Origin of the sequence: Nocardia xishanensis NBRC 101358 (assembly GCF_001613365.1) — a bacterium.
In the GTDB taxonomy this organism is placed as follows: domain Bacteria; phylum Actinomycetota; class Actinomycetes; order Mycobacteriales; family Mycobacteriaceae; genus Nocardia; species Nocardia xishanensis.
Window position 1 is genome coordinate 252,697 of sequence record NZ_BDCF01000008.1, and the last position, 21,977, is coordinate 274,673.

At 70.4% G+C, this 21,977-nt stretch carries 23 protein-coding genes; 9 read left to right on the forward strand and 14 right to left on the reverse strand.

Annotated elements, in window-relative coordinates:
- Positions 1-154: 154 nt before the first annotated feature.
- Positions 155-1,384 carry a glycosyltransferase gene (locus NX1_RS09210; RefSeq protein WP_068056594.1) on the forward strand — a complete coding sequence of 410 codons (1,230 nt, stop codon included), beginning with the start codon at positions 155-157 and terminating at the stop codon, positions 1,382-1,384.
- Here the strand turns inward: NX1_RS09210 and NX1_RS09215 are convergent.
- Together NX1_RS09215 and NX1_RS09220 are read right to left on the reverse strand one after the other, a co-directional pair.
- Positions 1,338-1,856: a DUF6328 family protein gene (locus tag NX1_RS09215; protein ID WP_068056595.1), complete on the reverse strand. Its 519-nt coding sequence runs from the start codon at positions 1,854-1,856 to the stop codon at positions 1,338-1,340. The two genes, NX1_RS09210 and NX1_RS09215, sit on opposite strands and share 47 nt — an antisense overlap.
- Positions 1,843-2,265: a ChaB family protein gene (locus tag NX1_RS09220; protein ID WP_068056597.1), complete on the reverse strand. Its 423-nt coding sequence runs from the start codon at positions 2,263-2,265 to the stop codon at positions 1,843-1,845. The genes NX1_RS09215 and NX1_RS09220 overlap by 14 nt, the downstream gene beginning before the upstream one ends.
- A 113-nt stretch (positions 2,266-2,378) precedes the next feature.
- On the opposite strand from NX1_RS09220, the gene NX1_RS09225 reads away from it, so the two are divergent.
- From NX1_RS09225 to NX1_RS09260, 8 genes are all read left to right on the forward strand, one after another.
- On the forward strand, positions 2,379-2,969 hold the full coding sequence (locus tag NX1_RS09225; RefSeq protein WP_068056599.1) for a nucleotidyltransferase family protein: 591 nt from the start codon (positions 2,379-2,381) through the stop codon (positions 2,967-2,969).
- 4 nt (positions 2,970-2,973) lie between these two features.
- Complete coding sequence (locus NX1_RS36875; RefSeq protein WP_068056601.1) at positions 2,974-3,237, forward strand: BON domain-containing protein; 264 nt, start codon at positions 2,974-2,976, stop codon at positions 3,235-3,237.
- A 4-nt stretch (positions 3,238-3,241) separates the two neighbouring features.
- Positions 3,242-3,976, forward strand: coding sequence for a metallophosphoesterase family protein (locus NX1_RS09235; RefSeq protein WP_068056603.1), 735 nt, complete (start codon positions 3,242-3,244; stop codon positions 3,974-3,976).
- A 141-nt stretch (positions 3,977-4,117) separates the two neighbouring features.
- Entirely contained in the window at positions 4,118-5,068 is a 951-nt protein-coding gene (locus NX1_RS09240) for a glycosyltransferase (RefSeq protein ID WP_245668403.1), read from the forward strand.
- A gap of 88 nt (positions 5,069-5,156) precedes the next feature.
- Complete coding sequence (locus NX1_RS09245) at positions 5,157-5,465, forward strand: hypothetical protein (RefSeq protein WP_068056775.1); 309 nt, start codon at positions 5,157-5,159, stop codon at positions 5,463-5,465.
- 42 nt (positions 5,466-5,507) lie between these two features.
- On the forward strand, positions 5,508-5,966 hold the full coding sequence (locus tag NX1_RS09250; protein WP_068056777.1) for a hypothetical protein: 459 nt from the start codon (positions 5,508-5,510) through the stop codon (positions 5,964-5,966).
- A 25-nt stretch (positions 5,967-5,991) separates the two neighbouring features.
- Positions 5,992-6,303 carry a hypothetical protein gene (locus NX1_RS09255; RefSeq protein WP_084501264.1) on the forward strand — a complete coding sequence of 104 codons (312 nt, stop codon included), beginning with the start codon at positions 5,992-5,994 and terminating at the stop codon, positions 6,301-6,303.
- Between the two features lie 97 nt (positions 6,304-6,400).
- Positions 6,401-7,903: an FAD-dependent oxidoreductase gene (locus NX1_RS09260; protein ID WP_068056607.1), complete on the forward strand. Its 1,503-nt coding sequence runs from the start codon at positions 6,401-6,403 to the stop codon at positions 7,901-7,903.
- Positions 7,904-7,915: 12 nt separating this feature from the next.
- Here the strand turns inward: NX1_RS09260 and NX1_RS09265 are convergent, their stop codons facing one another.
- From NX1_RS09265 to NX1_RS09325, 12 genes are all read right to left on the reverse strand, one after another.
- Complete coding sequence (locus tag NX1_RS09265) at positions 7,916-8,458, reverse strand: AAA family ATPase (protein WP_068056609.1); 543 nt, start codon at positions 8,456-8,458, stop codon at positions 7,916-7,918.
- A gap of 19 nt (positions 8,459-8,477) precedes the next feature.
- Entirely contained in the window at positions 8,478-9,143 is a 666-nt protein-coding gene (locus tag NX1_RS09270) for a double zinc ribbon and FHA domain-containing protein (RefSeq protein WP_068056611.1), read from the reverse strand.
- Positions 9,143-10,429, reverse strand: a complete 1,287-nt coding sequence (locus NX1_RS09275) for a vWA domain-containing protein (RefSeq protein ID WP_068056613.1) — start codon at positions 10,427-10,429, stop codon at positions 9,143-9,145. Before NX1_RS09275 ends, NX1_RS09270 begins: the two co-directional genes overlap by 1 nt.
- A gap of 22 nt (positions 10,430-10,451) precedes the next feature.
- Positions 10,452-11,510, reverse strand: coding sequence for a zinc ribbon domain-containing protein (locus NX1_RS09280; protein WP_068056615.1), 1,059 nt, complete (start codon positions 11,508-11,510; stop codon positions 10,452-10,454).
- A gap of 200 nt (positions 11,511-11,710) precedes the next feature.
- Positions 11,711-14,140 carry a serine/threonine-protein kinase gene (locus tag NX1_RS09285; RefSeq protein ID WP_084501265.1) on the reverse strand — a complete coding sequence of 810 codons (2,430 nt, stop codon included), beginning with the start codon at positions 14,138-14,140 and terminating at the stop codon, positions 11,711-11,713.
- Positions 14,137-15,321: a hypothetical protein gene (locus tag NX1_RS09295; protein ID WP_245668404.1), complete on the reverse strand. Its 1,185-nt coding sequence runs from the start codon at positions 15,319-15,321 to the stop codon at positions 14,137-14,139. The genes NX1_RS09285 and NX1_RS09295 overlap by 4 nt, the downstream gene beginning before the upstream one ends.
- A complete protein-coding gene (locus tag NX1_RS09300; protein ID WP_068056619.1) occupies positions 15,318-16,289 on the reverse strand; it encodes a glutamate ABC transporter substrate-binding protein in 972 nt (323 codons plus the stop codon). Before NX1_RS09300 ends, NX1_RS09295 begins: the two co-directional genes overlap by 4 nt.
- Positions 16,286-17,557, reverse strand: a complete 1,272-nt coding sequence (locus tag NX1_RS09305) for a GlnX family signal transduction membrane protein (RefSeq protein ID WP_245668405.1) — start codon at positions 17,555-17,557, stop codon at positions 16,286-16,288. Before NX1_RS09305 ends, NX1_RS09300 begins: the two co-directional genes overlap by 4 nt.
- A 135-nt stretch (positions 17,558-17,692) precedes the next feature.
- Positions 17,693-19,588 (reverse strand): CocE/NonD family hydrolase, encoded by a 1,896-nt coding sequence (locus NX1_RS09310; RefSeq protein WP_068056621.1) that lies wholly within the window; start codon positions 19,586-19,588, stop codon positions 17,693-17,695.
- 98 nt (positions 19,589-19,686) lie between these two features.
- Positions 19,687-20,547: an SDR family oxidoreductase gene (locus NX1_RS09315; RefSeq protein ID WP_068056623.1), complete on the reverse strand. Its 861-nt coding sequence runs from the start codon at positions 20,545-20,547 to the stop codon at positions 19,687-19,689.
- A 139-nt stretch (positions 20,548-20,686) separates the two neighbouring features.
- Complete coding sequence (locus tag NX1_RS09320) at positions 20,687-21,331, reverse strand: TetR/AcrR family transcriptional regulator (RefSeq protein WP_068056625.1); 645 nt, start codon at positions 21,329-21,331, stop codon at positions 20,687-20,689.
- Entirely contained in the window at positions 21,315-21,926 is a 612-nt protein-coding gene (locus tag NX1_RS09325) for a TetR/AcrR family transcriptional regulator (protein ID WP_169812208.1), read from the reverse strand. Before NX1_RS09325 ends, NX1_RS09320 begins: the two co-directional genes overlap by 17 nt.
- Positions 21,927-21,977 lie beyond the last annotated feature (51 nt).

A 21,977-nucleotide genomic window follows, 5' to 3' on the forward strand; every position in this document is an offset into this window, starting at 1 on the left:
CTTTCGCGGCGTCCTCCTCGCACGGAAAGCGCGAGATACACCGTTTGCGAACCGCTCGGGCGGGCATATCCCGCACATATCGCCGACCGCAAGCCCTGGCCATGGCCGCGCCGGGTGACGTCGTGCGTCCGTCCCCTCGCCGAACGGAGCAACCGTGAAGATCGCCATGGTGTCCGAGCACGTCAGCCCGCTCGCGGATTCCGGTGGCGGTCATCAGGTGCACGTCGCGGCGCTCGCGGCGGCGCTGGTCCGCGGCGGGCACCGGGTCACGGTCTACACCCGGCGCGACGACCCGCACGTCAGGACCGAGGTGGCGACCAGGGAGGGGTACCGCGTCGTGCACGTTCCCGCGGGGCCGCCACGGCCGCTCAGCCCCGACCGGACGCTGCCCCACCTCGGCGAATTCGGCACCTTCCTGCGCAAGCACTGGGCGCGCGACACCCCCGATCTGGTGCACGCGCACTTCTGGATCTCCGCGCTCGCCGCCGAACTGGCGGCCAAGGCCAACGACATCCCGGTGGTAGTGACCTTCCACGCGTTGGGCACCGTGGAGCGCCGCCACCACGGGCTGGCCGACCCCAACCCGCGCTCGCGCATCCGCTTCGAGCGACTCATCGCGACCAGGGCCGCGCACGTGCTGGCGACCAGCGCCGACGAGGCCGTCGAACTGGTCAGGATGGGCGTGCCGCGCTTCCGTATCTCGGTGGCGCCCTGCGGCGTCGACCTCTCGGCCTTCCGTCCCGAGGGCTCCGCCGCGGGCCGCAAGGCGCGGCACCGGGTCTTCGCTGCCGGACGGCTGATGCGCAGGAAGGGATTCGACCTCGCGGTGCGCGCGTTGGCGGACCTGCCCGAGACCGAACTGGTGATCGCGGGCGGCCCGATCGGCGACGACGTGGACGACGACGGCGAATCCAAACGGCTGCGCCGCATCGCCGCGGAATGCGGTGTGCAGGAAAGGGTTCGGCTGCTCGGCCAGGTGCCGCACAGCGCCATGCCGCGGCTCTACCGCTCGGCGGACGTGGTGCTGTGCACGCCGTGGTACGAGCCGTTCGCCCTGGTCCCTCTGGAGGCGATGGCCTGCCGCAAGCCGGTGGTGACGACTGCTGTCGGCGGGATGCTCGACACCGTGGTCGACGGCGTCACCGGAAGGTTCGTCGCCCCCGCCGAACCCGAGGCCGTTGCCCGCGCGGTGCGCCCGCTGCTCGAGGACGAGACACTGCGCGAAACCTGGGGTGCGGCGGGCTGTCAGCGAGCGCGCGGCCGGTACTCCTGGGATCGCGTCGCAGCGGCCACGCTGGCGGCCTACCGCCGCGCCGCGCCCGCGAGCGCCGCGGTCGTCACTGGTGCGGCCGGCTCCCGGCGCGCCACCGCCACGGCGCGATGAGCCACGTCAGGGCGAACAGCGCCGCGGTGACGACACCGGCGATCACCCCCGCCGTAGTGCCCGCCACGACGTCGACCACGAGGATCAACGCTCCTACCAGTGCGACTCCGAGCAGCGCGACGCCAGCCATGGCGCACCGGTGCGCGGCCGAGACGACATTGCCGAGCCGATGCCTGCGGAACAGAATCCGGTGCCAGGACACCGGCGCCACCAGGAAAACGGTGGCGCCGAACGCCGCGGCGACCGTCACCAGATAGAGCATCCGCATCTGCTGCGACACCCCCGCGAACTCGGCCTGGAAGGGCAGGACCAACAGCGCGCCGATCAGGAACTGCACGCCGGTTTGCACGACGCGCAACTCCTGGATCAGGCTGGCCCAGTTGCGGTCCAGTCGTTCGAGATCGGTTTCGTTCCTGCCGTCGTCGCGGTCTCGACCCGCACGTTCCGAGGCGGTGTCGTCATCGACGTGCACGTGCGGTCTTCCGGCGATTCTCCTTCTCGATCGCCGAGATGAGTTCGTTCTTGCTCATCTTCCACCGCCCAGTGATCGAGAGGCGACCCGCGACATTGATCAGGTGTTTCTTGGTCGCGTTGGCGTTCACGCCTTCGGCGGTTTCCCCTCGGGCGTCGGGTCCACCGCTCTCGGCGCGTTCGTCGGAGGGACCGCGCCGTTCCTTCGGCTCCCAGTGGTCGCCGACCCGCTCGTAGCTGTGTTTCATCGCGCTGTAGGCCACGCGGTAGGCGCGCTCCTCGCTGCCGTATTCCTCCAGGGCAGCATCGTGCGCCTTCGCGAATGTGCGCTGGGCCTTCTCGTCGGACCTGCGCAGCGTGCTCGGCAGCTCGGACTTCTTCGCGTCGCCGCGTCGGGTGGTCTTCGGCATCTCACCGCCCCTTCCGCATAGGTACCTCGCGGGCCGTTTCCCGGCCCGCCGCACGCCTTCGCATACCCACTGAACCCCTGATTAACCCGGTATCCGCCGGGTACAACCGCAGCATGGTCGCGACCATGGACGAACTGCTGCACGCCCTGACCCGCGCGGCGAACACGTTGCACGAAGCGGAGATCAGGTTCGCGGTGGCAGGCGGCTGCGCGGTGTACGCACGCGGCGGTCCCAGCTCGGATCACGACGTGGATCTCTTCGTCAAGCCGGCCGACATCTCGCGGGCCATCCAGGCGCTCGCAAAGGCTGGACTGCGGGTGTGCGAGCCGCCCGAGGACTGGCTGTCCAAGGTCTACGACGGCGACACCCTCGTCGACGTCATCTACCGGCCCAATTGCCGGGACGTCACCGACGAGTTGCTGGACCGGGCGACGGTCATGCGCGTCGGCCCCACCGTGGCGCCGGTGATCAGCGCGACCGATCTGATGATCGACAAACTGCTCGTCTTCGACGCGCACCGCTTGGATCTGAGCCCGCTGCTGCACATCGCGCGTGATCTGCGCGAGCAAGTGGACTGGGCCGCCGTGCGCAGTCAGACGAAGGAATCCCCTTACGCCCGAGCCTTTCTCGGCCTCGTCGACGACCTCGGTATCACCGACGCCGGCTGGACAGGGGCCGGGCACCAGGATCGAGAAGAAGGCTGAGCCGATGGAGACACCCCAGTATCTCGTCGCCCGTCTGCGCCGCGCGCTCGCCGAGGACCCCCGCACGGCCGAACTCGGCGTGCAGGTCACCATCCGCGGCGAGGTGGTGGTGCTGGACGGCGAAGTGACCAGCGCCCAGCGCAAACAGCAGATGGAGCAGGTGGTGCGCGAGCAGCTGCCCGGCGTGGTCATCCACAACGACGTGCGCGTCATGGTGCCCACCGCACCGACCGGAACCGAACACCTGTCGTCGCACGAAGGGAGCTGACACCATGCGGATCGCCGCGGTAGGCGACATACACCTGGGTGCCGAATCCACCGGTCAGCTGCGACCCGTTTTACGCGAACTCCCGCTGCGCGCCGACGTCCTCATGCTGGCCGGAGACCTGACCAAGCACGGCACGCTGGACGAGGCGCGCGTGGTGGCGACCGAGTTCACCGATCTCGGCGTGCCCGTGATCGCCGTGCTGGGCAACCACGACTATCACAGCGACGCCGAGCACGACATCACCGCCTTGCTCACCGATTACGGCATCACCGTGCTCGAAGGCAGTTCGACCACCGTGTCGATCGACGGGCAGACCCTCGGGGTCGCGGGCACCAAAGGCTTCGGCGGCGGCTTCGCGGGGAAGTGCGCCAGCGTGTTCGGTGAGCCGGTGATGCGCGAATTCGCCTGCCACACTGTCAAACTCGCCGATTCGCTGCGCGGCGCGCTGGCCGAGCTCGACACCGACGTCACCGTCGTGCTGACGCACTATTCACCGGTCAGCGACACCTTGCACGGCGAGCCGAGGGAGATCTACCCGTTCCTCGGGTCCTATCTGCTCGGCGAACCGATCGACGAATTCGGCGCGGATCTGGCCCTGCACGGGCACGCGCACGCGGGCACCGAGCGCGGGACTACGCCGGGCGGGATCAGGGTGCGCAACGTCGCCGAGCCGGTGATCAGGGCGGCCTACGCCATCTACGAGCTGGAGCCGGCCAGGCAGCGGGCCGTCACCACCTGATATACCCCCGGCAGGGGCGATGGGCCCATGTTTCGGGTGGGTCTGCCGGGGCAATCGGGACGTATGGAAGCTCCGACGACAACTTCGAACGGGGCGTCCGTACCGCTGAACGTCCTGGTGTGGCACGCGCACAGCCCTTGGATGACAGCATTCGTCCAGGGCGGGCATCGCTATCTGGTGCCTTACGACGCACGCCGCGGCGAATGGGCGCGTGGCAGGTGCGGTCGTCCCTGGCCCGCGAACGCGGTCGACATCGCACCCGCCGACCTGGTCGACACCGACGTCGATCTCGTTGTTCTGCAACGCCCGAGGGAAATCGATCTCGCGCACGAATGGCTCGGCCGCGCACCGGGCATCGACGTGCCCGCGGTGTACGTCGAACACAACACGCCGCATCAGCACGCCGCGCTGACCAGGCATCCACTCGCGGGCCGTTCCGACATCCCGCTGGTGCACGTCACCCAGTTCAACCGGTTGATGTGGGACAACGGCCGCTGCCCGAGCATGGTGATCCCGTACGGAATTCCCGATCCTGGCCACCTCTACACCGGCGAACTGCCGAGGGCGGCGACGATCATCCACGATCCCGTGCGCCGCTGCCGGATCACCGGCACCGATCTGCTCGCGCCGCTCTCCGAAGCCGCGCCGATCGATGTCTACGGTTCCGGCACCGAACGGCTGGCCGACGCGTTGCACGCTCCCCCCGACCGGATCGTCGGCGCGGGTGATCTCGCCCAGGACCGGCTGCACGCGGAGCTGGCGCACCGCCGCGTGTTCCTGCACGTGCCGCGCTGGATGTCGCTCGGCATGTCGGTGCTCGAGGCGATGTATCTGGGCATGCCGATCGTGGCACTCGGTACCACCGAGGTCTCCGCATCGATTCCGCCCGAGGCCGGTGTGGTCTCGACCGAACCCGCGATACTCGCCGAGGCGGTCCGCCAGTTCGTGCACGAGCCGATGTTCGCCGAATTGGCGGGCAAGGCCGCGCGGCAATGGGCCCAGGCCAATTTCGGTCTGACCGAGTTCCTGCACGCCTGGGACCGGCTGTTCACCACTCTCCTCGGCGATCGCCACAGCACGTCTGTGGGCTGACGCCGCTCGGCCGGGCTGATTGCATAGCGATTTCCGGGGTATCCGTCGAACGGCGCCTGTCCGACGGTTGGACCGGAAGGAGTTCACTATGCGTGCCGAGAATCATGACAAAACGCCCAAAGGTGTGTTCCCAGACCATCACCGGACCACGCGTACTCACGCGGGCGAGGCGATCGAGGACGCCAAGAACTGGCCGGGAATCGTCCTGGTCGGCCTCGGCATCGTCCTCGTCGCATTGACGCTCACTGCCGCAGGCTACGGCTTCGAGGGCTGGGCGGTGGTCGCGGGCATCGTCGCTGCGCTGAGCATCGTCGTCGGCGCCGCACTGGTATTCGCCGAGCACAAGCGTGTCCAGAAGAAGCACGGCGACGCGCTCTACGACGACCGCGGTCACTGATCGCACCACCGATCGGCGACGGGGTGCGCGGAAGGAAACATGATGACATTCAACGGAACTCGGCTGCTCGGCCGGGACTCGATCGTGCTGGCGGGCTTGCTGCTCGCCGGCTCGCTCGTCGCGGGATGCGGCGACGACGGCGACACCGCTCCGGTGCCGGCCACCCCCACCGAGGGTGGCATATCGCTGACGTTTCCATCACCGACGAGCGCCGAGGTGCCGAATCCCGACGAGGTGACGCCGGCCGCGGCCGCGCAGCTGTGCGACATGATGCGCGACGAGGTCGGCAAGTGGCGCGAGCAAGGCGCGGTCGCAGGCCGGGTCAGCTTCAACGCCACGGTGCACAGCTGGGCGTTCCGCAACGGCGGGCTCAACGACGCCGTCATCGCCGACCAGACCATCGTCGACACCGCCACCATCCAGCAATGCCCCGACGTGCGCCAGCAGGTGATGGAGGCGTTGGACATCGATGACCTCGCGTCCGGCCTCGCCGGTTTCTGAGCGGCACCGCACCAGGAGAGTTCTGATGAGAATGCGTAGTTTCGCCGCCGCGGCGCTGGCCTCGACCGCGCTGTTCGCGGTGGGCTGTGAGGAAGCCGAGAAAGCCGTGAACAAAGGCGGCGACACCCCGTGCAACGAGTTCGTGCAACAGGACGCGGACAAGCAGCGAACCACCGTCACGAAATTCCTGGAGCAGGAGCGCAGCGGCCAGGAGCCGCCGGACGACCGGATGGTCGACGCCGCCATCGCCTCGATCGAATTGATGTGCACCGCCCAGGCCAATCCGGACACTCCCATCCGGAAAGCCGATCTGACCGGCATTTTCGTTCCGAAGTGAGCCGGGACGTGCCGCCGCAATCCGCACCGCCGCTCACAAGCGGATCGCCCGGGCCTGCGACGGGTTTCGGGCCGAATCGAAGGGCTATCTCCCGACTATGACGTCCCTGTGGTTGAACGACGCCCAAGTACCGGCGCGTCTGCGGCTCACGCCGGGTTCGCGCTACGACATCGTCGTGATCGGCGCCGGGATCACCGGTCTCGTCACGGCGCTGCTGCTGGCGCAGAACGGCAGTCAGGTCGCGGTGGTCGAGGGCAGGCGCGTCGGGGTCGGGACGACCGGCGGCACGACCGGAAAGATAAGTCTGCTCCAGGGAACTCGCGCGCAGCACATCGCCGGACGCCACGGCATCGGCGTGCTGGCGGAGTACCTCGCCGCGAACCGCGACGGTCAGGATTGGCTGTTGCGATTCTGCGACGAACGCGGCATCGCGTATCAGCGCAGCGCGGCGCTCACCTACGCCCAGTCCGAACGCGAAAAAGCCGCGGTGACAGCCGAATTCGGCGCGACGAGGGCGGCGGGCCTGCCGACCGAACTGCTCGGCGAGCTGGACACGCCGTTCCCGTCGTACGGTGGGGTCCGGCTCGGCGAGCAGGCGCAGATCGACCCGATGACCGTACTGGCCGCGCTCGCCGCCGAGGTCGAGGCGCACACCGCCCCGATCTACGAATCGACCCGCGCGCAAGGCGTGCACGGCGCCGACGGCGAGCTGATCGTGCAGACCGAACACGGCGATCTGACCGCGGAGAAGGTCGTGCTGGCCACCGGGACCCCTATTCTGGACCGCGGCGGCTTCTTCGCACGACTCACGGCCGAGCGTTCGTATCTCGCGGCGTTCCGTACGCCGGAGCCGGTGCCGCACGACATGTACATCAGCGCGGGTCAGCCGATCCGCTCGGTGCGCTACCACCCGACGCCCGAGGGAGATCTGCTCCTGGTCGGCGGCAGCGGGCACGCGGTCGGGCGAACCGACGCCGCGGCCGCGCACGCCGACGAACTGCTGGACTGGACCAGCGCGTGGTTCCCCGGCGCGGAGGTGCTGCACCGCTGGTCGGCCCAGGACTATCACCCGGTGGGCGAATTGCCCTACGTCGGTCCGTTGCTGCCCGGCCGGGACGACATCCTGGTCGCGACCGGCTACGCCAAATGGGGCCTGACCAACGGCGTGGCCGCCGCGCTCGCACTGGCGGGCAGGATCGATGGAAAGCCGCCGTCCTGGTCCGGCACCTTCGCGACCTGGCGGCCCGCCGAGCTGCGCTCGCTGCTCTCCGGCGCGCGAGCGAACACGGCTGTGGCGCAACAGCTCTCGACAGGGTGGCTGCGCATGATCGGGGGCGGTGATGCGGCCGTACCCGAGGAGGGCTGCGGCCGCGTCGAGCGCCACGGGCTCGTTCCTTCCGGGATATGCACCGTCGATGGGGTCACCACCGAGGTCTCGGCTATCTGCCCGCATCTGTACGGAATCCTGCGGTGGAACGACGCCGAGCGGTCCTGGGACTGCCCGCTGCACGGTTCCCGTTTCGCGCCGGACGGCACGGTGCTGGAAGGGCCTGCCACCAAGCCGCTCACGCGCCGGGCTGTGCTGCGCGACGATCTGTAGCGCCGGGAACGCTCAGGATTTCGCCGGTTGCCGTTCGATCGGTCCCACGGTGTCGAGAATGGCGTCGACAGTCTCCGCCACGGTGAGCTCCGAGGTGTCGAGCCACAGCCCGATCCGGGGTGTGCCGTCCCGCAGTGCGGCGTCGAGCGCCGCGACGGTGAACGTGTCGTAGGCGTCCTTGCCGCGGGCCGCCTCGCGGGCGGCGATCGCTTCCTGGCTCGGTGCGAGCACCACCACGTACAGCGGATCGGTGCGGATCCGGTCGACGGTGTAGGGCAGGAACTCGCCGAGCACCACGTCCTGGAGGATCGCGGTGAAACCTGCGGCGGCGTACTCGTCGGCGACCGACGCGGCGAGCCGGTGGCGCAGCCGCAGCTGATCGAGGGCGGCCGCCGACGGCTCCCGGCTCATCTCCTCGCGGCCGTTCACCACGAATCTGCGGAAGGTGTCCCCGCGCACGTGCGCCGACCGGGGCAGGCGCTCGGCGAGCGCCTGGGCCACCGTGGATTTGCCCGCGGCTTGAATACCGGTGATCAGATAGACGGCGGAGGCCATCGGGCCATGATCGCAGACCTCAGGCGGGCTCGGCGGTCAGGGTGATGGTGGTCCAGGCTCCGACGTGGACGCGGTCGCCGCTGCGCAGCGCGACGGGCTGCTCCGCCGGGATGAGATCGTCGCTGTCGTTGAGGCTGGTGCCGTTGGTGGAGCCGAGATCGGTGACGGTGAGGCCAGTCGGTGTCAGATGCAGCAGTGCGTGGGCGCGGGAGACGCCCACGTCGGCGGGGGCGATGCCGAGGTCGATGCCGGGGTGCAAGCCCTGCGAGACGCTGCGCTTGCCGATCAGGATCTCATTGCCCCGCAAGGTGATTCGGCGCGGCGGATAGTACGCGGGGAACTCGACGCGGTCGGCGTCCGGTCCCTCGCGCGCCAGCACCCGGTCGTAGAAGGCACGATCGGCGGTGACCGTCGCGATCCAGATCACCGGCGACGCTCGCACCGTCGCGGGCTCGGCAGCCGCCGGTGTCACCTCGCGCGGGAACGGATCGGGTGCGGTCTGATCGGGCAACGGCGACAGGGCCGAATCGTGGCCGCACTCCTCGCAGAAGCGTCCGCCGCTCGGCACGCCGCAGGCCGGGCAGCGTGGCGCGGCCACCGTCGTCGGCGGCTCCCCGACCGGCGCTCCGCACACATCGCAGTAGTCGAGCGCGGCCGAACGGTGTCCCTCGGGGCAGGTCACCATCAGGACTCCTTGCGGACCCGCGCGGTCTTGGTGGAGCGAGCGTCCAACGCCATCTCGTCGGCGGCCTCCACGCGGGACCGCAGCCGGACGGTGCCGTTGCGCTCGTCCACCTCGACCACGCCGCGCAACAGCTTCGCGGTGCTCTCGTTGCCCGATTCCGCGGCCAGCTGCACTGCGCGCCGCAATTTGGCGGTAGCGGTCTCCACGTCGCCGTTCTTGCGGGCCGCCAGACCCTCCTGCACCGCGTCAGCCAGCTCGGCCTGACCGGTGTAGTGCGCGACGCGCCTGCTGATCCGGGCGGACAGCTCGGTCTCGGTGGTCCACACCGCGCGCACCAGACCCTGCCCGACGACCTCGCCGCCCGCGATCACGCTGACCCGCGCCGCGAGCTTCTCCCGGCCGGGCGCGGCGGGCTCGACCCGCACCTGAACGTGATAGTCGCGCTCCTCGGCGCCCCACGCCCCGAGCGGATACTCCCCCACCTGCGCGCCCGCCTCGACGCGGCGGGCCGTGAGGTCCTCGATGGCGGGCGCGACCTGCTTGACGAAACGCACCGTCGCACCGGCGGGAGTCCAGACCCGAAGCGTCAGTTCCGGAATGGCCTTCGCCATCGAGGTCTGGGTCATCGCCGCGAAATCGGCCGCGAGGTGCGCGGGATCGGCGACGATGTCGACGGTGCCGTGCAACGCCGAGGCGATGGCGCGCAATTCGTCGACTCGCCAATCGGTTCCGACGCCGCGGCAGTCGCAGGTGAACACGCCCTCGGACTGCGCGATCTCGGCGGCGAGGGACTCCGGCGATTCGTGCTCGTTCTTGCCGTCGGTGAGCAGGATGGCGTGCACCATGGCGTTTTCGTGCTTCTTGGCCAGCTGCCTGGCCAGGCCGAGCCAGGTGCCCATGGCGGTGCCGCCGTCGGCACGCAGCTTGTCGAGCTTTCGGCGCGCCGCCGCGCGGGTGGTCGCGTCCGCGGGCACCGAGGGCACGTCGGTGGGAAAGGCCAGCCGGGCCATCGACGTACCCTGCACGATCGCGAAGCGGGTGCCGTCGGGCAGCGCCTCCAGCGCTGCCATGGCGGCGCGGCGCGCGCCGTCGAGCTTCTTGGCGTTGCCCATGGACCCCGAACAGTCGATGATCAGGATCTCCACCCGCTCCGGCGGCGGCCCTGCCGCGACGAAGCCGGTGCCGGTCTCGACGCTGACCACCGCGTCGACCGTGCCCGCACCCTCCGCGAGATACTCGTTCTGGTCGACGACCACCGAGATGCCGTTGTCGGCAACAGAATTCACAGTACTTCTCCTGGCTGGTCGATCAAGGCACCCGCGCGAGCGCGACGGTGATGTTGTCGCTGCCCCCGCTGCGCAGAGCGAATTCGACGAGGTCGCGGGCCGCCCGCATCGGCTCGGGCGCCGTCGCCAGCGCGGCGAGCCCGTGCGCGTCCGGCTGGTAGTTCCACAGTCCGTCGCTGCACAGCAGGAGCAGGCCGGGGCCGCGGGTGCGGAAGACGCGCACGCAGGTGTCCGACCACGGACGATCGCCGGAGTCGGCGCCGAGCCAGCGCAGCAGCGTGTGCGCCCTTGGGTCCTTCATGGCGGTCTGCTCGTCCATGGCGCCCGCGTCGACCAGCGCCTGGGCCCACGAGTCGTCGACGGTGAGCCGCTGCGAGGGCGGGATGTCGGGCGCGCCGGGCGCGGGGACGAGCCAATACGCCCTGCTGTCACCGACATTCGCGACCGTGATCTCGAACGTGTCGGCGTCGTAACCGCGCACTATCGCCGAGACGTACGTGCAGGAGGGAGCGTGGCTCTCGTCCACCGCGATATCGCGGACCGCCTGCGCCGCGGCGGCCAGTCCGGCCAGCGCGGCATCGGGGGCGTCGCGGCCTTCGGCGAGCGCGGTGAGCGTCGCGTCGACGCCGGAGCGCGAGGCCGTGCCGGAGGCGGCCTGCGGATCCTCCGAGGTGGAGACGCCGTCGCACACCACGATGACGACGGTCCGCGGCGCTGGATGCGCTCCGCCCGGGGCGTCTTCCACCACGGCGGCGGCGACCGAGTCCTCGTTGCGCGCGTGCGCGATGCCGCGGTCGGTGGCCACGCACACCGCGCCGAGGTCGGCCTCGAAACGGTCTCGCGGGGCACGCAATTGGCCGCAGCCGCGACAGTAGCCGTCCGCGTCGTACTGCTGCGCGCCGCACGCGTCGCACGGGCGAGGTGTCGCCGACTCGGATTCCGGGTACGGCAGCGCGACCCGGCGCGCGCCCAGTTCGCGGCCGCAGGCTTCGCAGTACCGATCGGTGACCGAAATGTTCTCCTGGCAGTCGGGGCAGCGCGGCGAGGTACGCGGCGGTGCGGAGGGCGTCGCCAGGGGCATGGTCGGCACCGTGTCCGCCGAGGAGGTCGGAGGGGCGCTCGCAGATGGGGTCAAGTCGGCACTCACGGTCGAAGTCGATTGGTCGGGTGGGGCCTGGCCCGCGCCGGACTCGGCGGACCGGCCGGGTTCGGCGGGCGGGCTTGGATCGTCGGGCGGGATGGGCTCGGCGGGTTCCGCGGGGTCTCCGCCCCGCTCGTGGCTCACAGCGTGGTCCTCGGGCGAATCGCGTTGGCGCGGTCCACCAACTCGAAACGTGCCCACATGTCGTCGGTTTCGCGCGCCAGATCGCGGTAGCAGCGCTCCAATCCGGTGCGCACACCTCCGTGGTCGAGCGAGACGCCGAGCAGCGGAGCGTGATTCGTCGCCGCCCCGCCGCCGCTCAGCCAGGCCAGCGCGGCGTCCAAGACCCGCATGCGCACCTCGGCGCCGCGGCGTTTGGAGTCGAGCGCCAGCGCGTCGACCCTGCCGCCCGCATCGCGCAGCACCGACTCGTTCAGCTCGGCGGGCGCACGCTCGGCGAGCAGCGCGTCCACGGCGGCCACGCGCGCGTCGGTGTACAGCGAGGAGGACCGGTCGACCTGGTCGAGCGCGGCGACCGCGCCGTCGCGATCGCCGGTGCCGCGGCGTACCCGCGCCAGACCGAACACCGCGGCGGCGAAGGCGCGATCGGTGCGCCAGACGGTGTCGTAGTAGCGCGCCGCGACGGGTCCTTCGGCCGCCAGTTCGGCCACTGCGGCCAGCGCGAGCTTGGGCGCCGGTTCACCGGGCAGCGCGGCGTAGACGGCCTCGAATTCGGCTCGAGCCGAAGCGAAATCGCCGGCGAGCAGCCCCGCCTGCGCGCGATACCAGGCCAGCCGCCAGTCGCCGGGTATTCGATCGGCGAGCTCGGCGAGCCTGCGCTCGGCCTGCGCCGGGTCGCCGACGTCGAGGGCGGCGCGCACCAGGCGCAGCGGGATCTCCACCGATTCGGCGCGGCCGGTGACCACCGAACGCAGGCCGTCGGCGAAGGCGCGCTCCAGTTCCTCCGGCGTCGTCCCCGCCGTGGTGGCGAGCAGCGCGGCGCCGCTGTCGCTCGCGTCGACCAGCGGCACCGGCAGACCGGCGACGACGGCCTCCGGCTTCATCGCGGCGCCGACGCCGAAGACCGCACGGGGCGGCCCGAAATACGCCGACATACCGGGGCGCGGCGACCCGTCGTCGGCGCTGAGCACCTCGCGCAGCACACCGGTGAGCTGGTCGGTCATCTCCTCCATCGAGGCGAACCTCGACTCGGGATCGGCGTCGGTGGCCCGCGACAGGAACCGGTACAGCGAGTCGTAGCGGGCGAGCAGGGGTTCGGCGTCCGGTCCCGGCAACGCGCCGAAATGCCCGTCCTGCTGTGGGATGTGCATGATCAGCACGGCCAGCGTGCGGCCGACGCTGTACACCTCGGTCGCGACGGTCGGCCCGGTGGCCGCGATCTCCGGGGCCTGATAGCCGATCGTGCCGTAGATGGCGCTGTCCTGATCGTCCATGGCGATCACCGCGCCGAGATCGATGAGCTTGAGTTGCTCGTCGGTCTGCATCACATTGTCGGGCTTGAAGTCGCAGTAGGCGAGCCCGAGCGAGTGCAAGTGTCCGAGTGCGGGCAGCATCTCCAGAATGTAGGCGATGGCCTGCGGCACGGGCAGGTAACCGCCGTCGGTGTCGCGCCGGTTGCGCAGGATCTGCTTCAACGACGTGCCGCCGACGAACTCCATGACGATGTAGCCGACGGCGACGCCGTCCGGTCCGGCGTGCTCGACGAAGTTGAAGATCTTGACGATGCTCGGATGCTCGACCTCGGCCAGGAATCGTTTCTCGGCGACGGCCGCCGCCATGGCGTCCGGATCGCCGGAATTGAGCAGACCCTTGAGCACCACCCAGCGATTGCCGACATTGCGGTCGGTGGCCAGGTAGATCCAACCCAAGCCGCCGTGCGCCAGGCAACCGACCACCTCGTACTGGCCGCCGACCAGATCGCCCGCGAAGAGCTTGGGCGCGCAGGAGAATCGGGTGCCGCAGTTCGGGCAGAAGCCCTCGGTGCGGCCGGGCGCGCCCTCGCGTCCCCGGCCGACCGGGCGCTCGCACGCGCCGCAGAAGCGCTGCGACTCGGCGACCATCGGGTCGGCCAGGATCGCCGAGCTCGGGTGGATCCGCGGCACGCGCGGCACGTCGACCAATCCAGCGCCGAGCCGTCCGCGCGCGCTCGGCTTCGACGACGTCGAGCGGCCGGTGCGCACGGAGCGGGCGGAGCCCCTCGAACCCGGTCCGGTGGTCCGGGCCGAGGCGGCGGCGGTTCCGGCCGCCGCGGGCGCGGTGCCGCAGGTGTCGCAGTAGCCGCCGGATATGGTTCCCTCGCAGCCTGGTTCGGCGCAGGCGTCGGTGCGTGCGGCCGGTGACGCGGTCGTCTCCGGCGCTGTGGTCTCCGACGCTACCTGCGGCGCTGTGGTCTCGGATGCTGTCTTCGGCGCTGTGGTCGTCGGCGCTGCCTTCGGCGCTGTTGTCGGCGACGCTGTGGTCGTCGGCGCGGTGGCAGCGGGTGCGGTGCCGCACACCGTGCAGTAGCCGTCCTCGACCGCCCCGTCGCAGCCGGGTTCGGTGCAGGTCATGATCTCCTCCCCGATCTCTCCGCGATGAGCCGCTGGTAGTCGGCGATCGCGCGGGTGGCCGCCGCGAGATCGCACGGGCGATGCGACAGCAGCTCGGTCGCGCTCTTCTCCTGCGCCGTGAGCTCGTCGTCCGCGCCGATACCCAATCTGGTGGCCTTGGCCCGGTAGGCGGCGAGCCGCCCGCGCAGCTCGGCGCGGCGGTCGAGCAAGCCTTGGGCGAGCTCTGCCGCGCTCGCTGCCGTCGCGCTCGCCGCAGCGATCCGGCGGCGGAGTTCGTGCAGCGCCGCGGCGGAACCGGGCGTGGACTCGAGGGCGGTCAGTTCCGCGCCGAGCATCCGGTGCGCCGCATCGGGCACCGGCAACGGGCCGGTGCGGATCTTGCGCTCGGCTTCCGCACGCGCGCGTTCGGCCCGTGTCTCCGTTTCGGCGAGCACGGTCAGCCGATCGCGAGTCGCCGCGACGGCGGCGTCCCAGTTTCCGGTGATCGAGGTCAGTTCGGCAAGCAGATCGGCGGCACGGTCCAGGCGCGTGCCGATCTCGGCGACGCGGGCGTCGATCTCGGACGGTGTCAGTGCCAGCGGATCGGTGGCCGATCGGCCCAACAGCTCGCCGATCGCCTCCCCGATGTCCCGCAGTTCAGGGGTGACGGCGCCCGCGCGGTCCAGCCGGGCCTGAAGCGGCGCGAGCCCGGCCATCACCATGTCGTTGACCGCCCCGACCTCGTCGAGGAAGGCGGCGATCCGGGGGAAGGTCGCGCGCATGCGGTCCACCGTGTCGGCCAGCCCGACGAACAGCACCCGCTCGCTGGGGCCGGTGAGGGAGCGCTGCGCCAGCGGAATCGGTGCGCGTGAGACCTCGTGCGGCCGTCCGCGGAGCAGCCGGGTCAGCTCGGCGCGCGCATCGGCGTCCAGGCGGGACCGGCCGCCGCGCGCGGTGCGCGCCGCATCCAGGATGGTCTGCAACCGGGCCAAGTCCTGCCACATCAAGTCGAGTTCGGCGCGGATCGGCGTCCACCGGCGCTCGGTGAGACCCGCGGGCGGGAAACGGCGCAGCAAGGTCAGGCCGGGATGGCGGTCCAATTCCAGCAACGTGGCGGTGATCGCGTCGAATTGGGTGGTGCGGGAATCCAGTTCGCGATCGATTTCGGCGAGGGAAAGCGGCTGCATGGTCGTCCGGATCACGCGGTGTACCGGGTTTCCGGCGGGCCGGGCGATGGACCGAGAACGCTCAGGTGCGCGGCGTAGATCCGCTGCCAGGTACCGTCCGAGCGGATGCGTTCGAGCACCGCGTTGACGAAACGCACCAATTCCGGTGCGCCCTTGGCCGTTCCGATGGCGTACGCGCCGGTGCCGATGGGCTCGCCGACCACCTCGAGATTCCGGTCCTGCGCGACCAAGCCGTACAGGATGGGGTCGTCGGCGCTGATCGCGTCCACGTGGCCCTGTTGCAGTGCGGCCAGGCAGTCGGTCCAGTTGGTCACGCCGAAGACGGTGAGCCGCTTGGGCAGCGCGAACAGCGGGCCGGGCGCGGTGGTGCCCCTTGCGACGCACACCCGCTTGCCGCCGAGATCGGCGCTGGACCGGATACCGGAGTTCTTGGGCGCGAGAATGCGCTGCGCCGCACGGTAATAGACCGCGGAGAAGTCCACGTCGCGGCGGCGCTCGCAGGTGGCGGAGAAGGTGCGCACGATCAGGTCGACCTTGTGGTCGCGCAGTGCGGAGATGCGCTCCTCGGCGGTCACCGAGCGCAGTTCGATCCGGTTGGGGTCGCCGAACAGCGCCCTGGCGAGCTCCCTGGCGATGTCGATGTCGAAGCCCTCGAGCTCGTTGGTCGTCGGGTTGCGGAAGCCGAACAGGTAGGTGTTCTGGTCGACGCCGACCCGGACCCGGCCGTTGGCCACGATCGCGGCCATCGGCGAACCCGCGGGCATCGCGCCCGGCGGCGGCAGCGGCCCCGGCCGGAGGCTGGCCTCGGCGTCGCATTCGTTCTCGGCTTGCCCCGGCGTGGTGATCGCGGCGAACTCCGGCGGAGCCGGATTCACCGCCGCGGCGGGCGGCGTCGCGGGCACGGAAGTGTCTGTGCTGCACGCCGCGAGCAGCGGGCCGACCGCGATCGAGGCGACGACCAGCGCGCACAGCCGTCTTCTCACAGGAACTCCTTCAGCCGTGGCCACAGCCCGACGACCGCGGCGCCCGCCGCGAACAGCATCAGCAGCAGGACCGCGGAGGGGCTCCAGGTCAGCGCGTCACCCGCGGCGTCGACGCCGCCGCGCAGGTCGCTGCGCACCTGCTGCACGTCCGCGCGCAGCGATTCGTCGAGTTCGGCGAATCGGGTCGCCGAGGTCTCCGGTCCGGCGCCGATGGCCTGATCCACGGCAGCCGGATAGTCGGCCGCCTGGTAGGCCGCGAGCTGACGGCGGTGACCGGCCGTCCAGTCCTCGAACCGTGCGGCGGCGGGCGAATCCGCGCCGGTCACCCGCGAGAGGCGGTCACGCAGCGCCGCGGTGTGGCGGGTGTACGTCTCCTCCCCGGCCGCGATGTCGCCGCGGGTGACCAGCTGCAACGTCTCGGCGGTGCGTGCCTGCTGCGCTAGAATCCTTGCCTCGGCGAGGGTTTGGAAGCGCACCGCCGCACCGTCCCGGCCGGTCTCCAGTGCCGTCGCGGCCACGGTGGTCGCGAGCACGGTCCACAGCAGCGCGACGCCGGTCGCGGCCGCCGCGGCCACGAGTCCCGGATTGACCCGCCGGTTGGTGCGGCGCAGCAGCGCGAAAGAGCCGGCGCCGCAAGCGATGAGCACCAGAAGGAGCGTCGTGATCGTGGTGAACGGCAACGCGCCGATCGCCCGCTGGTCCTCGTGCACGGCGGCGAAACGCAGCGAGCTGAGTTCTTCGGCGTTCTTCAGCAGCGAGTCCTGCATGATGTCGGACGCCTCGCGCAGGTAGGCCGAGCCGACCGGGAAGCCCTGCCGGTTGTTCGCCCGCGCGGTCTCGACCAGCCCCGTGTACGCGGGCAATTCGGCGCTGATGGCCGCCACGATGCGGCGGGTCCGTTCGTCGGAGGCGCCCGCGGTGGCCTGGGCCAGCGCGTCGGCCGCGTCGGCGAGCGCCTGCTGGTAGCGGGCGCGCACCTGCGGTGTCTCGATACCGCCGGTCAGGAAGGCTTCCGCCGCGGCCGCGTCGGCCGCCGAGAGCGAGACGTACAGGTTCTGCGCCGCGTAAGCCAGTGGCTCGGTACCCGCGAGAGTGGCGTCGCGCCGATCGATCTTCCCGCTCAACTGATTCGCTCCGGTGAAGCCCGCGACCAGGCACAGCGTGACCATCACCAGCGCGAGCGCACCGATCAGACCCGGTGTCGTGCGCGCGAAGCGGCGCACCCACGCCACCCCGTCGCGCGCGGTCGCCGGAAGGCGAGGTCCCACACCGTCCCCCCTTCTGCTACCGGCCGGTGTCTCCGCACGCGATAGTACGGTAGGCCGCTGCGTTGCGCTCCCCCTTGCTGTTCCGGTCTCGCGATCGCACAGCAACGATCGCCGATAGGCCGCCCGCGGCGGATCTCAGTCGCCGACGCCGAGCGCGCGAAAGCTCAGATAACTCGGGGTGTCCGGCCGCAGCAGAATGCGTTGTCCCGCGATCTGCCGCTGCTTCCACGGTGGAATCAGGTGGCGCGGGGAACTGGTGCGGCTCACCGAGATTCGCAGCCGGTGCCCGGCGCGGAGCAGGGCCTCGGTTGGATTGATCTCGATGTCGATCTCGAAGGGCCGGCCCGGTTCGAGCGGTTGCGCGGAATCGGCGGTCATCGGGTGCATGGCGAACAGCAGTTCGTCCTCGGCGTAATAGCTGTCGGCGGAATCGATCGCGCGCAGCGTGGACAGCAGGGCGCCGCGAGTGAGCGGCACCGACGCGCCGTCGGGCCGCACGTCGCACACGATGACCGACCAGAAGGCGTCGGCGCCGTCGGCCGCCGCGACGAGGTGCAGATTCATCGGGCCGGAGAGCACGGTGTCGGTGGTGAACGGCGCGCTGGTGAAGGTGAGCGCGGTGGCCTCGCTGCGCCGGTCGTCGTTGCCGAATCGGTCGCCGAACAGCAGCGCGATGCCCATCGTCATCACCGCGGTGTTGTTGGAGGCCGCGCTGACCCGGCCGGTCGGGACCGGCAGCTGGAGTTCGGTATTCGTTGGCACGGAGGACAATCCACCGTCGCGTGCGGCGTGTCCCGCGGTGCCGCTCGGCACGTCGGTGAGGTAGAGCCGATGTACCCGCGTCGCGGGGTCGGGGAACTCGGCGCGCTGCACCCACCTCCCGTCGCCCTGCCTGCGCACCGTGACCGGTCCGAATTCGTCGATGCCGTTGTCGATGCCCTTGACCCAGCGGTCGAAGAACGCGCACTGGAGTTGGTCGAGCGCCTGCGGGTTGCCGGGATCGCCGAACCCGGAGCCCGGCGTGAGGTGGTAAGAGTCGTCCACCAGAACCTGCTTGGCGCCCGGCGCGACCGGAATGCGGTCGTAGATGCGGAAATTCGAGCGGTTGTAGACATCGTGCCAGCCGCCCTGAATCCAGGTGGGCACGTCGATCTCCTCGAAATGGGCCAGGCGGGCCGCCCACTCCGGATTGAGATAGCCGTCGGGGTGGTCGATGTCGAGCGCGATCCGCAGCGCCTTGCGCAGCCAGTCCGAGCCCGCGGTGACGCGATCGCGCAGGTAGTGGCCGAGCAGCCCGTTGCGCACCAGCCCGGGCATGGCGGGAATGTGCCCGACCCCGTGCACGAACAGGATCCACGCGATCATGCCCGGCGTGGGGACTCCGCCGGTGAGCCCGAGTTCGCGGATCGGATTCTCGCCCGCCTCGATGGCGAACACCGCGGTGAGGCCCTCCGGGCGCAGGCCCGCCGTGATGAGCGCCGCGATAGCGCCGTAGGACAGTCCGGTCACCGCGACGCGTCCGTCACACCATGGCTGCGCGCGCACCCATTCGAGCACCTCGAGGTAGTCGCGCTGTTCCCGATGGCCGAAGAAATCCCAAGTGCCGGTGGAACTTCCGGTGCCGCGCACGTCCACCATCAACCCCACGTAGCCGCGCGACACGGCGGTACGGTTGATCCCGAACGGTTCCATGATCCCGCCCGCCGGGGTGCGCAGCACGTCCCGCGCGGTCATCCTGACGCGATCGGACGGTGCGATGCGCCGGGCCAGCGCGCGCAGCGCCTCGTTCGCGCGCATGCCGTGCCGGTTGAGCATCGTGTTGTAGGCGGTGAAGTTGATCAGCGCCGGGAGCGGTTCGGCGGTCGGCCCCGATCGATCGCCTGGTCGCAGGACGTCGGCGCTGAGCACCGCGCCGTCCGACATCGGGATCGGAACCGTCGACGACCCGTGCAGTTTCGGATAGCGCACCTGACCGATGTCGAAGCGTGCGTCCGGCGGCGCGCCGGTGGCGCTGATCAGCGGCTCGACCATGGCGAATCCTCTCCGAGGTCTGTGGCGAAACGATTGGGCACAGCCGGACGAGTCCTTCGACGATCCGCGCACGGCGGGAGCGAAGGCGGGAAGTAGGCCTATCGTGCGCGCAGCACACCAGGCTTGTCGACATACCGTTGCATCGCCCAGTTGAGACCTCGCATGGCGAGGTTGTAAGAGGGCGGGAAATAGCGCTGGGCCCAATGCCCGATCCGGATGTCGTGCGAGGTGTAGATCAGGTACCGGTTCCGTTCCACCCCGCGCACAATGGTTTTCGCGGCCTGTTCGGGTGTGACGGCGTGCCGCAGGAACAGCTTCAACCCCGCTTGCACGGCGTCGGCCTCCCGATCGACGCCCGCGATGTCCACCCGGTTCACCATCGGCGTCGACATCGCGCCAGGACACACCAGGCTGACGCCGATCCCGTGCCTGCGCAGGTCGAAGCGCAGCACCTCCGAGACGCCGCGCAGCCCGAATTTGCTTGCACTGTACGGCGCGTGCCACGGCAGACCGAACAGGCCCGCGGCCGAGGACACGTTGACCAGGTGCCCGCCGCGTCCCGCGTCGATCATCGGCGGCAGGAACTCCTCGATAACGTGGATCGGTCCCATCAGGTCGATATCGATCGTGCGCCGCCACTGATCGTGGGTCAGCCGGTCGACGGTCCCCCACGTGGCGATGCCCGCCACGTTCATCACGATGTCGACGCTGCCGATCGCGTCGTGCGTCTTCGCGGCCAGCGCGGCGACGGCGGCGTGGTCGCTGACGTCGAGCGACTCGGCCAGGTGCACGGTGGCGCCCGCGTCGCGCAACTCACCAGCGGTGCGCCGCAGGCCCGCGTCGTCGATGTCGGTGAGGATCAGTGACGCGCCCTTCGCCGCGACCGCACGGGCGGTGTCTCGGCCAAGGCCGCTGGCCGCCCCGGTGATCAGGCAACTCTTGCCGTCGAACTTCGTCATGGCTAGACCATAAGTGTCGGTGAACACGGTTGTCTATGAATCGGGCGGGATGCGTCCCAGACGGAACCGTTCGAGGCGGGTCGTGTCCCGTTCCGAGCGAGGCGAACCCGTACCTCGTTCCGGGTCCATGGGCACGGGTTCAGGGATTTTCGTAGAGCAGCAGATCGACGACGCGCAGGATTCGGTCGACGTCGAAGCGTTGGGGGTCGGTCAGCATCTGGCGGGCCACGGTTTGGACGGCGCCCTGCACGATCTCGACGAAGACGTCGAGGTCCACTTCGTCGGTGTGCTCGCCGGCCGGTCGGCCGGCCAGCCAGTCGCCGAGCAGCCGTCGCAGCGGCGCGCGCAGTTCGTCGCGCGCCCGCTCGATCGGCGGACGCAGTGCGACGGGTACGCCGTCGATCGGGTAATACACCAGCCGCCAGCTGTCGGGGACGGAGCGCAGATCGCTCAGGAAGCGGGTCAATCCGGCGAGCAGCGCCGCCTTGGGATCGGCGGCCGCGGTGTCGCGCTCGGCCACGTACGCGGTGGCGGCGATCATGCGGGCGGTCTCGCGGGCGATGAGGTCGCCGAGCAGGTCGTCGCGATTGGCGTAGAGGTCGTAGACCACAGGGCGGGTCACCCCGCCGCCCTCGGCCACCGCGGCGATCGTGACCTCCGCGAAGCCGGATGTGGCGAGAATGCGCAACGCCGTGTCCAGCAACTGTTCTCGCCGATCGGCCGGTTGCAGGCGCTTGGCGTATCTGCGGCGCGGCCGGGCGGCGTCGCTACCCGCGCGCGCCACCGGCCACCTCCTCGATGCCCGCGGCGGCCACGGCCCGGCGCGCGATCCAGCGCAAGGTCGCGGCTACTGCCTCGCGGCGCTGCGCGCCCCCTTCGGCGAGCACGAGGCGAGCGGCGGTCTCGCTCGTGCTGATGGCGGTGTAGCTGACGAGTTCGGCGTCCACCTCCCGCTCGCCCATGGCGGCGATCAGGCGGATCATGGCTTCGGAGCGCTCGCGCAACACCGCTCGGCCGCGCTTCACCCGTTCGTGTGCCACCGGCGGCAGCGCCCGGTCTCGCAGCAGCACGAATCGCCACGTGTCCGGCGCGGCGAGCACCACGTCCAGGAACAGGTCGGTGGCCGCGGCCGCGACCTCGGCGGGATCGGCTCCCGGCCGTATTTCGGGAATGGTCGCGGTCGCCATGGCGAGCGCGCGTTCTTCCTCTCGGTCCAGCAGGGCGGTGAAAAGTCCTTCCCGGTCGCCGAATTCGGCGTAGAGCGCGGGCCTGGTCAGGCCTGCGGCTCGGGCGACCGCGTGCATGCTCGCCTGGGCATAGCCCTCGCGGAGAATGAGATCGCGTGCCGCGTCGAGGATCTGGTCGCGTCGCGCTGACACCTTCGCCTCCATCGTGGTCGATCGTCGAGCGTCAGCACTCCCCCAGCGAAC

What these genes read in the sequence shown, in the direction of transcription:
- NX1_RS09220 (WP_068056597.1), bottom strand. Translation starts at nt 2,265, where the DNA reads ATGCCGAAGACCACCCGACGCGGCGACGCGAAGAAGTCCGAGCTGCCG.
- NX1_RS09225 (WP_068056599.1), top strand. Translation starts at nt 2,379, where the DNA reads ATGGTCGCGACCATGGACGAACTGCTGCACGCCCTGACCCGCGCGGCG.
- NX1_RS36875 (WP_068056601.1), top strand. Translation starts at nt 2,974, where the DNA reads ATGGAGACACCCCAGTATCTCGTCGCCCGTCTGCGCCGCGCGCTCGCC.
- NX1_RS09235 (WP_068056603.1), top strand. Translation starts at nt 3,242, where the DNA reads ATGCGGATCGCCGCGGTAGGCGACATACACCTGGGTGCCGAATCCACC.
- NX1_RS09240 (WP_245668403.1), top strand. Translation starts at nt 4,118, where the DNA reads ATGACAGCATTCGTCCAGGGCGGGCATCGCTATCTGGTGCCTTACGAC.
- NX1_RS09245 (WP_068056775.1), top strand. Translation starts at nt 5,157, where the DNA reads ATGCGTGCCGAGAATCATGACAAAACGCCCAAAGGTGTGTTCCCAGAC.
- NX1_RS09250 (WP_068056777.1), top strand. Translation starts at nt 5,508, where the DNA reads ATGACATTCAACGGAACTCGGCTGCTCGGCCGGGACTCGATCGTGCTG.
- NX1_RS09255 (WP_084501264.1), top strand. Translation starts at nt 5,992, where the DNA reads ATGAGAATGCGTAGTTTCGCCGCCGCGGCGCTGGCCTCGACCGCGCTG.
- NX1_RS09260 (WP_068056607.1), top strand. Translation starts at nt 6,401, where the DNA reads ATGACGTCCCTGTGGTTGAACGACGCCCAAGTACCGGCGCGTCTGCGG.
- NX1_RS09265 (WP_068056609.1), bottom strand. Translation starts at nt 8,458, where the DNA reads ATGGCCTCCGCCGTCTATCTGATCACCGGTATTCAAGCCGCGGGCAAA.
- NX1_RS09270 (WP_068056611.1), bottom strand. Translation starts at nt 9,143, where the DNA reads ATGGTGACCTGCCCCGAGGGACACCGTTCGGCCGCGCTCGACTACTGC.
- NX1_RS09280 (WP_068056615.1), bottom strand. Translation starts at nt 11,510, where the DNA reads ATGCCCCTGGCGACGCCCTCCGCACCGCCGCGTACCTCGCCGCGCTGC.
- NX1_RS09285 (WP_084501265.1), bottom strand. Translation starts at nt 14,140, where the DNA reads ATGACCTGCACCGAACCCGGCTGCGACGGGGCGGTCGAGGACGGCTAC.
- NX1_RS09310 (WP_068056621.1), bottom strand. Translation starts at nt 19,588, where the DNA reads ATGGTCGAGCCGCTGATCAGCGCCACCGGCGCGCCGCCGGACGCACGC.
- NX1_RS09315 (WP_068056623.1), bottom strand. Translation starts at nt 20,547, where the DNA reads ATGACGAAGTTCGACGGCAAGAGTTGCCTGATCACCGGGGCGGCCAGC.